At 49.7% G+C, this 11,588-nt stretch carries 13 protein-coding genes; 5 read left to right on the top strand and 8 right to left on the bottom strand.

Annotated features, from left to right (window positions below; translation table 11 throughout):
* Nucleotides 1–368 precede the first annotated feature (368 nt).
* Nucleotides 369–557, top strand: coding sequence for a CxxC-x17-CxxC domain-containing protein (locus tag WC593_11965; protein ID MFA4825857.1), 189 nt, complete (start codon nt 369–371; stop codon nt 555–557).
* Between the two features lie 134 nt (nt 558–691).
* On the opposite strand, the gene WC593_11960 is transcribed toward WC593_11965, so the two are convergent.
* On the bottom strand, nt 692–964 hold the full coding sequence (locus WC593_11960) for a DUF1294 domain-containing protein (GenBank protein ID MFA4825856.1): 273 nt from the start codon (nt 962–964) through the stop codon (nt 692–694).
* A gap of 458 nt (nt 965–1,422) precedes the next feature.
* Nucleotides 1,423–1,944, bottom strand: a complete 522-nt coding sequence (locus WC593_11955; protein MFA4825855.1) for a YkgJ family cysteine cluster protein — start codon at nt 1,942–1,944, stop codon at nt 1,423–1,425.
* A gap of 60 nt (nt 1,945–2,004) precedes the next feature.
* Between WC593_11955 and WC593_11950 the strand changes: the two genes are divergently transcribed.
* Nucleotides 2,005–2,532 carry a hypothetical protein gene (locus WC593_11950; protein MFA4825854.1) on the top strand — a complete coding sequence of 176 codons (528 nt, stop codon included), beginning with the start codon at nt 2,005–2,007 and terminating at the stop codon, nt 2,530–2,532.
* Nucleotides 2,533–2,557: 25 nt separating this feature from the next.
* Here the strand turns inward: WC593_11950 and WC593_11945 are convergent, their stop codons facing one another.
* A complete protein-coding gene (locus WC593_11945; protein ID MFA4825853.1) occupies nt 2,558–2,992 on the bottom strand; it encodes a tellurite resistance TerB family protein in 435 nt (144 codons plus the stop codon).
* 124 nt (nt 2,993–3,116) lie between these two features.
* Here WC593_11945 and WC593_11940 point away from each other — a divergent pair, with 124 nt between their 5' ends.
* Complete coding sequence (locus WC593_11940) at nt 3,117–3,497, top strand: type II toxin-antitoxin system death-on-curing family toxin (GenBank protein ID MFA4825852.1); 381 nt, start codon at nt 3,117–3,119, stop codon at nt 3,495–3,497.
* 80 nt (nt 3,498–3,577) lie between these two features.
* Here the strand turns inward: WC593_11940 and WC593_11935 are convergent, their stop codons facing one another.
* Together WC593_11935 and WC593_11930 are read right to left on the bottom strand one after the other, a co-directional pair.
* Entirely contained in the window at nt 3,578–4,471 is an 894-nt protein-coding gene (locus WC593_11935; GenBank protein MFA4825851.1) for a PhzF family phenazine biosynthesis protein, read from the bottom strand.
* 28 nt (nt 4,472–4,499) lie between these two features.
* Nucleotides 4,500–4,907: a cupin domain-containing protein gene (locus WC593_11930; GenBank protein MFA4825850.1), complete on the bottom strand. Its 408-nt coding sequence runs from the start codon at nt 4,905–4,907 to the stop codon at nt 4,500–4,502.
* A gap of 140 nt (nt 4,908–5,047) precedes the next feature.
* Here WC593_11930 and WC593_11925 point away from each other — a divergent pair, with 140 nt between their 5' ends.
* Complete coding sequence (locus WC593_11925) at nt 5,048–6,301, top strand: hypothetical protein (GenBank protein ID MFA4825849.1); 1,254 nt, start codon at nt 5,048–5,050, stop codon at nt 6,299–6,301.
* Nucleotides 6,302–7,028: 727 nt separating this feature from the next.
* Here WC593_11925 and dinB read toward each other — a convergent pair.
* Both dinB and WC593_11915 read right to left on the bottom strand, forming a co-directional pair.
* Nucleotides 7,029–8,159 (bottom strand): DNA polymerase IV, encoded by a 1,131-nt coding sequence (dinB, locus tag WC593_11920; GenBank protein ID MFA4825848.1) that lies wholly within the window; start codon nt 8,157–8,159, stop codon nt 7,029–7,031.
* Nucleotide 8,160: 1 nt separating this feature from the next.
* Nucleotides 8,161–9,336, bottom strand: a complete 1,176-nt coding sequence (locus tag WC593_11915; protein MFA4825847.1) for a hypothetical protein — start codon at nt 9,334–9,336, stop codon at nt 8,161–8,163.
* 161 nt (nt 9,337–9,497) lie between these two features.
* On the opposite strand from WC593_11915, the gene eif1A reads away from it, so the two are divergent.
* Nucleotides 9,498–9,827, top strand: coding sequence for a translation initiation factor eIF-1A (gene eif1A, locus WC593_11910; GenBank protein MFA4825846.1), 330 nt, complete (start codon nt 9,498–9,500; stop codon nt 9,825–9,827).
* Between the two features lie 127 nt (nt 9,828–9,954).
* Here eif1A and WC593_11905 read toward each other — a convergent pair whose 3' ends face one another.
* Nucleotides 9,955–11,016 carry a hypothetical protein gene (locus WC593_11905; protein ID MFA4825845.1) on the bottom strand — a complete coding sequence of 354 codons (1,062 nt, stop codon included), beginning with the start codon at nt 11,014–11,016 and terminating at the stop codon, nt 9,955–9,957.
* Between the last annotated feature and the right edge of the window lie 572 nt (nt 11,017–11,588).

Here is an 11,588-nt window from a genome sequence, read left to right as displayed (position 1 = left end):
TTTATTGTGTTTTGAAACATTAAAACACCGGTTTATCCGAATCGGGATTTTGGGTTTCCTCGCGATGAGCTGACCAGATGCCATGAATCATCAGTTCCAGTACAAAATCTCATTGTACACGACCCTGAATTACCCACGAGTCCACGGGAAAAAGCCTTCCAGGGGGCAAAAATGAGCTGAAGTAAACAACCATGCCATGCTCCTGTGATAAGGAAAAGGGGGTTCACGATATAACGGAAATACGTTTTTTTGAGATCCCAGGGTTTTCCCGGATTCCAAGGAGTGGGGGTAGGTAGTATCGCACTTTTTATAAACAATTACGACATATATTGTAGCACAGTTATTCAAATGACTGTTTGAGAACTATCATGTTTGGAGATAATAAATTCGGCGGCCAGAGAAATTTTGGCGGCGCAAGAGACCAGGGCCCACGAGAAATGACAAAGACAACCTGTTCAGACTGTGGGAAGGAATGCGAAGTACCCTTTAAGCCAACCGAGGGCAGGCCCGTATACTGCAGGGACTGCCTCCCGAAACACCGGAAACCCCGGTTCTAATTTCATTAATTTTTTTCCATTTTCTGCAATTGTTTATTGTACGTTTTTTAACCCGATACGGATACGTGTCGGTTTATCCACGAGCACAAGGACTCTGTCAGTATCCCCTGTAGATCCAGAACACATCGGGAAAATCATCGTAACAAGATGATGATTAGCACAACGTGGACTATCAGAAATACCGGCACAAGGTAAAATTTTAGTTTCTGGGTCTTATGCCGGAACATCCGCATTGCTGCATATGCACCGAAAGGACCAAGCGCAGCAACTGCCAGCAGCAGATTCTCAGGGGTCCGCCATGTATTAACTTTTGCTTTCCGCTTGTCATTTGCATAAAGAAGAAACGCTATGATATTGAGAACGGTGTAGATAGCCAGAAAAAGAACCGGTAAGGAAAGAGCAGTCACCCTTTTTGTTTCGCGAAACGGAGTTATTGTTTTTTCGTTGTGAGTCCTTTGCTTCGGGTATCAGACCCTGTTGATCCTTTATCCCGTTGTGAGCGGGTGCAGTATAACTGCTGAATTCAGGGCAGAAATTATTGCCGTGCTTCTCACTATTTTTAGTGGGTAAATCAGGATTATGAGTCATCAAAGAGATGGGGACTGATGCCACCATACCCCAAAATACGATGAATGCCGCCGCCCCCGCGGCGGTTCAATTGGTTTAAAGTAGGGGGAATTACTTCCCGGCCCAGCGGCGACCCGTTGAGGCATCGCCGCGACCCAATCAGGGGGGAAATCTCATAAGTAAATTGCTTTTAACGATAATCCATTTGCATCCCTCAATGATGAGGTGTGTACTTTTTTGGCGCCTCGAAGAACATGCGAGAATTGTTTTTGAGATTTGATAATGCTGAATGCCACAATTATTGCCTTACAATATAACCCGCCCGCGTGAGAATTTGGGCAACTTCCTTATCCCAGACTGCATCATCATCCTCCTGCAACGGATCGATGCATTCCTCCCAGATCCGGTCTAAAAGGGCATCATCGGTGACAAGCGAGCGCCGGAACATGACACGCCCAACCCGCCGCCCGGTATGATTGAGAATCAACAGCCGCCAGCAGGAGAAGTCCTGGCAGATATCCGGCCGTGTTAAGTGGACCGTGCAGTATGCCTTCTCGCTGCCGGGCATATGCCGGAAAAACGGGCATGCCTCGGGAAGTTTTGCAAAGATGCTCTTGTCCAGGAAAAGTTCGTGCTTATCGGCATCGATGGTTACTTCGGTTTCATCCGAAGTATACTGGTTGAACACAATAAAGTGAAAATTCCCCAGATCTTTTCGTATGCTGTGAACAAGCCCCAGATGGGAACAGCACTCCCCGCACTGGTGGCACTCAAACCCCATATCACCGGCTCCTGGTACCGTAATGATTGCCCGGACCATAAAAAAAGGCACCGTGTCCGCAGCTGATATATCCGTGCCACACCATACTCTCCCTGATACATGGCAAAAACCATTTCACCCGGTTGTGAGCAAACTGGCAACGGTAATGCACCTGCATGCAGGTATGCACGGGAATCGGATGCAATCCAGCGGTTTTTCCTGCGCCCGTTCTTTCTGAGCCTGACGATCGGCGTTCCGTTCTGCATCTATAAGATGATCTTTGGTATCAGCATCCTCCGTGCAGGAGCGGCAGGGGGATCAGTGTTTGCAGCAGCCGGATGGCTGATCATCATCTGGGCAATTGCAGACCTTTTTATGAACAGTGCATACGCGCTCCAGGACCTGTTGCACCTCCCGGCAAGGTTTGAGTGCTGCACGTTAGCCCAGGCAGGACGATTTTTCTTACGGCCTATGGTATTTCTTGCTCTCGACACCCTTCTTTCGTTCTCGATCATATGCCTGATGCTGTGGTCAGGCTGGATTGCGACACTCTCACCGTTAGAGAGTCTGCTCTGGTATGCCGCGACAACGCTCAATCTCGTGAGCTTATCGGTAGTCTCGCTCTACAACGAGATCCGTAAAGTGTAACAGAAAAAAGGATACAATTGTTTTTTTAAGCAAAGATCGAGAAGTCGTTCTTGATCGCAATTGCTTCGATGATCGGGGTCATCGTTGCTTCAGGGACACCGAACTTGTCCATGTACATCTGAAGGATTGCCTTTTCTTCTCCGGCAAGCACACCATCGGACATGGCAAGATCGCAGAGAATGGCGAGCGTGGCAATCTTCTGCTTCTCGTCAAGGACATTTGCGATCATGTCAATCACACCGGGGAACTTGTTAGCCTTTAATACCTGCATAGCGGTATCAATGGATTTCTGGTCGCCACGGCAGATCTTTGCGAGATCGTTCATCTCGGCCTGGTCGATGACACCATCTGCCGCGATAACGGTGATGGCAGAGAGCACGAGGGCTGATTTCGGGTTGAGCGTTGCAGTCTTTCCGGTTAACTTGTCAAAAATTCCCATAATGAACACCAATTTTTTCATATTATTGGATGCAGGATGACATCACTCTTTCGCCCGTTCAATACAATACGACTATGATGGAAAGTTCCCCGGATTTATATGGCACCGCACATAATCCTTTAAGGAGTAAAACCGGTTGAACGGCATGGACTATCTCACGGTTGAACAGGTCCTCGCCTTCCACGAACAGGTAATGAAAACCGATGGTGGTGATGACCGTCTGTTATCGGAAGCCAGTCTCCACCAGATGGTCTTTTTAGCCAACCGCATTGAAAGCGTTCACCAGCGGGCAGCGCTTGCCTTTTTTTCCCTCTGCGCCTACCCTGTGTTTCGTGAAGGCAACAACCGTACTGCACGGCTTGTTGCAGAAATGATCCTCAACGCCAACGGCTACGTGCTCGAAGAGGGTGATGATGAAATGACCGATCTGGTACAGGGGATTGCATCGTTCACCGTTGAACAGGCAGATGTTGAAGAGTGGCTGCACTCGCACAGTAAAAAAACGTCAAACCCGATATCACTTTAAAATATCCTTACAAACAGGAGTAACGGCTTGTAATGCGAGGAAAAGATTGGGACGTGAGGGGAGCTGGTTTTTGGCAATCCTTATGGAGAGAGAAGATATTCCCCCTCAATCCGCACCACCGCATTGCCACCAAAAAATACACTGCGCTGCACCTTTGACGTATCACTCACCAGCCGGATGATATTCGGGTTCTCCCTGCTCTTCCCCTGCTCAATGGAAATTATACGTCCATCCCAGGTACCCTCTTTGAGCAGGTAATACCCCAGTGCCGCATTGCCCGAACCGGTTGCTGGATCTTCAAGATACCCGAAGATGGGAGCAAATACCCTTGTGCGGTAACTGTTCCCTGCCTTTGAAGTACGGGTTGAGAAAACCAAAATGATCTCGATCCCGTTTGCCAGGCAGAATTCCTTAAGGTACTGCTGATCCGGATGAATGGACAGCAGCAGGTCGAGCGAGTCTATCGGGACGATCAGTGTCGAGAGCCCGGCGTTGATACAAGCGATACGGTCATTTTCTGAAATATCACCGGGTGCGATCCGCAATGCAGCTGCAATCCCGTCTTGGGATACTGAAAGTTTTTCTTCAACAGGTTGGGGCGCACTGATAAAAACCGAATCTGCTGTTGCGATCTCGTTTCTTACGAGGAGTTCCTGCCCACCCACGTGAATACGGGTTACCGGATCGACTGAAAGCACCGGGTCGTTTTTTATGAGATAGTACATGGCCGCGATCGTCCCGTGACCACAGAACGCAACTTCGCGTTCCGCTGAAAAAAACCGCAGGGCAGTATGCCCATCATCCGGATAGAGAAAGACTACCTCGTTTACGCATCCTGCAAGTTCCCGTGCAATCTGTTGCATGTCTTCGGCTGACAGGGCATCTTCCCGCGGCAGGTACACGCATCCAGCCGGGTTACCCGTTGATCGCCCCTGTACAAACGCATCAATTTTTTTAAACCGGTATCGCTGCATACATCACTTCCTCAGGAATTTTATCGAACTACTTTGCTTCCCTGACAATGAACCGGTCATGACCGATATGGGCCGCCGGGCAGACAAAGCATGCAATCATGGGTTCTGAACGGGTATTTTCCAGCCGGTGAACCTGACCCTCCTGTACCGTAAAACAATCCCCGCTTTTGAGATCCACGGATCGGTTCCAGATCACCGTATCATTAAGGGAAGGAAAACCGGTATGGATGATTCCCTCGCCATGTACAATCTGGTAGATCTCGCTGCCGTTCCTGTGATAATGGGCGGTCACCGAACGATGTGCCCCCAGTTCAGCTACATAGAGGCCCATCTGATCATCTCCCGTCACCTTCACGATGCGTATACCCACAGCAGGATCCATCACTGCGGTCTTTAAGTGTTCAATAAAATTTGTGACAGTTGGCGGGGTGCTCATAGAACGTTCATTTCAGCATGGACATCCATCATAGATTTGTCTTCCGGTGCATGCGTGGATAATTTTTTCATAAGCAATCCCTGATTGGGAATTTTTTAAAGACGTACCCTTTTTTAGGAGCGGGTATTACACACACACTTATGAGAACACACATACGTTCACCTTATTTCCTGCTCGCGGTTTTTGCGGCAATTCTCGTTGTTGCTGCTGGCTGTGTCAATCCGCCCGGCACGGTGCCACCTGCGGGGGGAAACCTTTCCGGAGGGGCAATGGGTGGAATTATCGGGCCCAACAACTGTGCCTCCCTTGATGAATGTAATTCTTACTGTTCCGCCCATTATGAGGTCTGTGAACAGTATTGTCAGGATCATACTGATGTGTGCAGCCGCTTAGGCAGTGCTGTGGGCCAGAAACCTACTGGCAGGACAGAAGAGGGGGGGTTCGCTGCGGGTACTGCATGCGACACCCCGGCCTTCAAACAGAAGATGATGACAGAGATCAATAAAATCCTCGTCTCTCCCCCGGAAACCATACGTCCGCCTAACTGGATGACCAAGATCCTGCCGGCAGGCAATCCCTACCCGGGTTATTATTATGATCTCTCCACAGCGTTTGGCCCTGCTATAGATTCCCAGAAAACTGCATGGACGGGGGTGGGGGAACCGCCACGCACCCCCGGACTCGACTATTACACGGTAGGGTACTGGGAAGAAAAACCGAAAGGTATGGGGGGGCACATGGGCGAGATAGTACCGGATTCAATGGATTTCTCGCAGTACCAGCTTGCGGTGTTTTACACAAACGTTACCGGAAAATCGCAGTCTGCGATGATCAATGCGTTACCCGATCTTACCATGAGCGAATCAGAAGCAAAGGCGTTTTTTGCCTCAAAAATTAAAAAATCGTTCATCAACCTTGACAATAAAGCACTCACCCGTTCCGGTAACCAGAAGATGTATGAGGTGATCTGGCATGACTCTGACAACACGCAGGACTACTGGGATGTCCAGATCGGCGTCGGGTATATCGCCATCGGACAGGGTAAAGTATATACTGCAGAATCCCAGCTCCAGGGCGATCCCGGTACGATCTGGAAGTATCATGCATGCAAACCGTGTGAGAACTGCGAGAACTGGGCTGTGGAAAAAGCGTTCAATAAAGACTGCTCACGGGATAGTGACTGTCTCGGAGGACTGTCCTGCAATGCAGGCTATTGTATGAAACCGGGTTCGGGACAGGTTCAGCCGCAGCAGAGTCCGGGGCAGGTTACCTCACCGGGACCCGGATCAACGGGGGGTAACGGTCCCGGGTCTGCGTGTAAAACAACCGGCGATTGCGCTTCGGGTCTTTCCTGCACAAACGGTGCGTGTTCAATTCCCGGCGGAAAACCCTGATCCCTTCCATTTCCTTTTTTCGTCCCGATTGAAGTTATCAGTGCCAGTGACATTCGATCTGTTCCGGAAAACCGGAATGCGGCGGACCTGACAGATGCTGGCACCTGTTGCTGCAGGTAACTTGCTTCATTCCGGGACATCGGCAGCAGATGAATCATCTGACGTGTAAGGTTGGACCATATTGAAATTTCACCGAATGTAATCCAAGTAAAAAACCTGAACATAAAACAATCCTCCAAAAAATGGGACTTTTGGGCACAGTACAGATGAACATGTCACCTTAATATCTGGCGATATCCTGGCTTTCGGTTTATTTACAGAGCGAAATAATCTTTTTTCGCATAAAAGACCATTTATTGTTTATGCGAATGCTGAACAATTTGAAATTCTGAGTTATTACTCAAAAAATATGTTTAAATACTATAAAAGATAATTAAAAAATATCCCCATAAACGGAGGTGGTTTGATTTTATTCCGGGTTAATTCTCATGTACCGCATCACCCAAAGTACACATCCTCAATCTGCTGTAGGTTAGAACAGCAGATGAACAGCCTCCAGTCCCATAACAATATCAGATAAAAATCTTTTTTCTTGTATGTTCCTCACCTTTCCTTGTGGATAAGGGACATGTATTCCAGAGCGGTAAATCTCACAGCCGACAGGTGTCGTGCTATACCAAAAACAGTATTGTGAGGACGGCCTTTATCAACCGGGTGGACCTTGCGGTTATACCGTTAGTATCATCTGCCGGGCATCACGTTTCTCAAAAGAGGACAACCGTATGCCGAGAAGACGGATCGGACGGCCATCAAAAATTTCCCGTAGCAGGGAGTGTGCAGTAGAACGCACAGTAGTTGGATCATCCGTATAATGTGAGAGTGTTCGGGCTTTTGTCCGGGTCACAAAACCGGTGTATCGCACTTTGACCGTAACGGTCCTGCATCGCAGGGATTCATCAACAAGATTCCGGCATACATCCCGTGCAAGTGCATCAATGGTTGCCGCAGTTACCTGCTCATCTTTGGTATCTTCAGGAAAGGTTGTCTCGCGGGAGACCGACTTCACACCGTCCCGCTCTTCTACCATGTCATCATCGATGCCGGCGGGGATTGCCTGAAGGGCGATGGCAGAACGGCCGAACCGGGCGATCAGCACCTGGACATCATATTCTGCAAGATCCTTGATCGTCCTGATACCCATCTCAAAGAGCTCTGCTTCTGATTTCCTGCCAATTCCGGGAATCTTCCGTACCGGCATCGGGGCAAGGAATGAGAACAGGCCCTCTGGTTCAACAACCGTGAGACCATCGGGTTTATTGACATCTGACGCGATCTTTGCCACCACTTTTGTCGGTGCAATACCAATCGAGCAGGTCAGCCCGAGCTGTGTGTGGATATCGTGCCTTATCCGGACTGCAAGATCTCGTGCAGAAGAGAAAATTCCCAGCGAACTCACATCCAGAAATGCCTCATCGATACTTACCTGCTGGAACGGCAGATCATGGGATTTTAAGATCATCATCACTTCAGCAGAGGCTTTGGCATACCGGGGAAAATGAGGAGGGATAAATATGGCGTGAGGACAGAGAACAAAAGCCTGCGAGATGGGCATTGCAGACCGTATGCCAAATGCCCGCGCCTCGTACGAACAGGTACTGACAACTCCCCGACCTGTGCCTTGCCGGGGATCCGCGCCAATGACGACGGGTTTTCCTTTCAGATCCGGGTTCTCCCGCATCTCAACAGAGGCATAGAAACTGTCCATGTCGAGATGCAGGATGATCCTCTGGGGCTCCCTGCTCGTTGCACCCCGGGCAAAATTCCCGCAACTGCATTTCAGTACTATGCTGTTTGTCATATCAGTTCGCAACCAATGCAAAATCACTGAGCCTGCACTGCCGCTGCCGGATTGTTTCCCGCAGCAATGCACCTTCCTCGATAAACCGGGTTATCGGCAGGGAAAACGATTCGGAGATATGGGAGAGGGCGGACCGGATATCTTCAAACTCCTGTGCCGGCTGCCGCATTGCTCCCCGGACATTCTCACGGACATTGAAGACGCCCATAGGTACATAACCCCGGTGTGCTTCCCTGAGAATAATCGCACCTGCCTGCTCCTGTTGCCGGGCAAGGGCTTCGAGCACGGCCATCTTGCAGGAGTAATAGCACCCCCCGAGATGAGAGTATTCAGTCTTTTTCTTGTACCCTTCATGATCTGAAAATACCAGCTCCTCGTTGCCCAGCACTTTCAGAAACGCTTCCGACCATTCGTACTGCCAGCCGGTGGGCATCAGGATCACCGCGTAATTGTTGTGAAGGCTTGAGAACTGGTGAACCCGCCAGGTGTCGATCACCGGGTTTTTCTTCACTTCAGTCAGGAGTTGATCACCAATCATGGTATCGCACGCGGTGATCGACCAGCGGGTGGGAACCAGGTGACGGTTCCGGTCCATCCCCATGGTTCCGACAGAAAATGCTTTCTGGATGCTGGAGAACGGGACCCCCTGCCGGTGCAGGCCGGTGACTGCCTCGGCAGATCTCAGGTCCGTGTCATAGAACACCTTTTCGAGATGGTAATCCCATCTCCCGCTCTCGATCTCAAACCGCTCGATCCCTGCACTCGGGCCAAACGGGGTATACTCTTCGGAGAATGTTGTACCGGTTGGAATTGTCGAGAATGCAACTTCGCTTTCTATGGATGTGGTGGATAAGGATATCTCCTGGAGTTTCTCTACAAACCGCGAGCTGAGATCCGCAGCATTCACCATGGATTTCCCCCTGACAAGATTGAGCCGGTACCCGATGATCTCTTCCTGCGTGCGGTTTTGGGCAATCCATGACTCGGGCTGGTCCATGATCGCGGTATCACCATGCTGGGGAGCAATCATCGGGCCGGCATACACATCCGGGTAATTCCAGCTGCCGATAAACACTGACGGGGGAGAACTTCCCTCCATCTCTTTTTCCACCTCAACCGATTTCATCTGCATTGTGGAAGCAGTCAGTTGTTTGAGATATGCACCTTTGCCGATCATCAGATTGAAAAAGAGGTGAGTGGGTGGAGTAATAAGGGTTAGAGTGGGCGGGGAGAAAGTGTAAGCGACAAGTAAGTTTTATGAGATGTCTCACCACCATTTATACAATACATACCTTCATTGGCCTAGAACGTCATACATATACCAAAGGAGTTGTCTGAATTAGACCGAATAATAACGATGATATAGATCCAAACGCAGTAAACGCGGACGGAACGCCGGTCGTCCGGGTTCGCCTGCCCAAGAAATGGGCCAATGAGCAGTTCGCATTCGCAGATCTCATGATGGGTGCAAATCATATCCGGGTCCGGTGTTACGATGGTGTCACCCGGATGGGCAGGATCAAGGGAAAGATCAAGAAGCGCGCATGGATACGCGAAGGTGACATCCTGATTGTCACCCCCTGGAGTTTCCAGGATGAGAAATGCGATATCATCTACCGTTACCTGCCACCCCAGGCTGACTGGCTGCGCAAGAACCGGTATCTCTGATACTTTTTTTAATATGAAAATGGCTGGGCCATTTTCATGTACCTGCATACCTGTTGTAATAGGAACCAGGTGACTTTTTTTCAGGTGTGCTTATCGAAACACGCAGAAATTTTAAAAAAAAAACTATTTACGATATACTCTGCCAGATGGCAAGTACGAACTCAAGAGCGATCAGGATGATGATCACCCATTCGAGGAAATTTGAGTGCTGGATGCGCACTTCATCTGAAAGCATTGAATAGTTCTCCCGGATCACATCGATCTTCCGGGTCACGCTCTCACTCCACTGGCCACTGCGCAGCACTTTGAGGGCGGTAGCATACACCCGGGCATAATAGATATCTTCAGTCACTTTGATCAGGTTGTCAACTTTTTCAATGATCTCAGAGATCTCTGCATACATCTCCATCTGGGCGGCCATGATCGCGTGATACTTTCGGCTCCGGCGGAACTGTGACAGCCGGTCGGCATGTTCAATATCATCGTACATCTTCTCCATCCCGCGGGTGAGCTCCCTGTCATAGTACCGGAGTTCAAGCACCTGCACGTTGGCAAACTCGATCAGGTCAATAATATCTGTCGGGGTTTCAGGATTGCAGATAAGTGCAGAGTCCCACGAGAGCATGACGAGATCATCAATCGTATAACTCAGCGAGTTCTTTACAACCTCCTGACGCATCTGGGGGGAGATCTTTGCGGTTTCCCCGGTCAGGAGCGGTATTGGGTCGATCGAATCGTCCCGGCGGTCGGTCACGTAGATCGTGTAATCCTCAAAAAACTCGGGATCAATCGCGAAATTCTTGATATGCGGTTTAATGATCTCACCAAGGGTCTTGAGATACTGGACATAATACTCAGAAAGCCCCTCCTGCCCTGCAAACAGGAACGCGAGATTCTCCAGTTCGTTATAATCAGCATCCCGGTCATCATGCACAAAACAGAAACTGATCGCACCGATATCAAACACCCGCGCAACCACCGAAAACTCAAATGACCTGCCCTCACGCTCCACCCGGATCGGGTGCATCTGGATCATGAGGGGCGGGTCTTCCATCATGATGGACTTTGGTTTGACCCGGACAAAACTGGTCCGTGCCGTGAAATAATTTTGAGCGAGCGCACGCTCGAGCCAGTCGATGTCGATCTCTCTGCCGATATCGTAGATCCGGTACAGGCGCAGTGATATCATATGGGTATGCCCCCGTCAAAGCCCGGGAGGCTCCAGGAATCGGACTCGTACTGCATACTGGACAACTCTCTATGAGAAAGTGACTTTAATACCATAAAGGGATATGCCAAAAAGAGGGGGCGGGCTTATCAATCTCATCAATTCAGGATTTTCGGATGCCGTTTGTAAAAAAATCTGTTCTGTAGAAATCATTTAGAAAACACTGACCGCTCTCGGGGGCTTCGCCCCCGCCACTGGGGCACCCCCCATTGCGATGACGATGTATTACCTGTAACCGGATTCGGGCTATCGCGCTGCGCCCGTCTCCCAACGGGGGACTGGTGGCGCAAAAGGGGGGCAATATATTATGTAAAAAAAAAGGTTTTCCTATGAAAATCATATTATTCGGAAAAATGGAGATGTATCCTTTTTACAACTGCGATAAACGCCGCCGCACCAAAAAGGGACGCCCCCGCGGCGGTTTTAATGAATAAGCGGTTGAAACCTCTTTGTCCCGCCGTGCCTAAAGAGAGGCCCTGAGGCGGGGGAACATCACAAAACGATTTTCATGCTTCTGGTGTGAACTCCCGTTC

It is taken from the genome of Methanoregula sp., from assembly GCA_041645435.1.
GTDB lineage: Archaea > Halobacteriota > Methanomicrobia > Methanomicrobiales > Methanospirillaceae > Methanoregula.
The sequence above is the reverse complement of the archived record's forward strand: the minus strand, read 5'-3'. Positions and strand labels throughout refer to the sequence as shown.

Bases quoted from the DNA above. Each gene is read 5' to 3' on its own strand.
- WC593_11965 (MFA4825857.1), top strand. From the start codon at position 369: ATGTTTGGAGATAATAAATTCGGCGGCCAGAGAAATTTTGGCGGCGCA.
- WC593_11955 (MFA4825855.1), bottom strand. From the start codon at position 1,944: ATGGTCCGGGCAATCATTACGGTACCAGGAGCCGGTGATATGGGGTTT.
- WC593_11950 (MFA4825854.1), top strand. From the start codon at position 2,005: ATGGCAAAAACCATTTCACCCGGTTGTGAGCAAACTGGCAACGGTAAT.
- WC593_11945 (MFA4825853.1), bottom strand. From the start codon at position 2,992: ATGAAAAAATTGGTGTTCATTATGGGAATTTTTGACAAGTTAACCGGA.
- WC593_11940 (MFA4825852.1), top strand. From the start codon at position 3,117: ATGGACTATCTCACGGTTGAACAGGTCCTCGCCTTCCACGAACAGGTA.
- WC593_11935 (MFA4825851.1), bottom strand. From the start codon at position 4,471: ATGCAGCGATACCGGTTTAAAAAAATTGATGCGTTTGTACAGGGGCGA.
- WC593_11930 (MFA4825850.1), bottom strand. From the start codon at position 4,907: ATGAGCACCCCGCCAACTGTCACAAATTTTATTGAACACTTAAAGACC.
- WC593_11925 (MFA4825849.1), top strand. From the start codon at position 5,048: ATGAGAACACACATACGTTCACCTTATTTCCTGCTCGCGGTTTTTGCG.
- dinB (MFA4825848.1), bottom strand. From the start codon at position 8,159: ATGACAAACAGCATAGTACTGAAATGCAGTTGCGGGAATTTTGCCCGG.
- WC593_11915 (MFA4825847.1), bottom strand. From the start codon at position 9,336: ATGATCGGCAAAGGTGCATATCTCAAACAACTGACTGCTTCCACAATG.
- WC593_11905 (MFA4825845.1), bottom strand. From the start codon at position 11,016: ATGATATCACTGCGCCTGTACCGGATCTACGATATCGGCAGAGAGATC.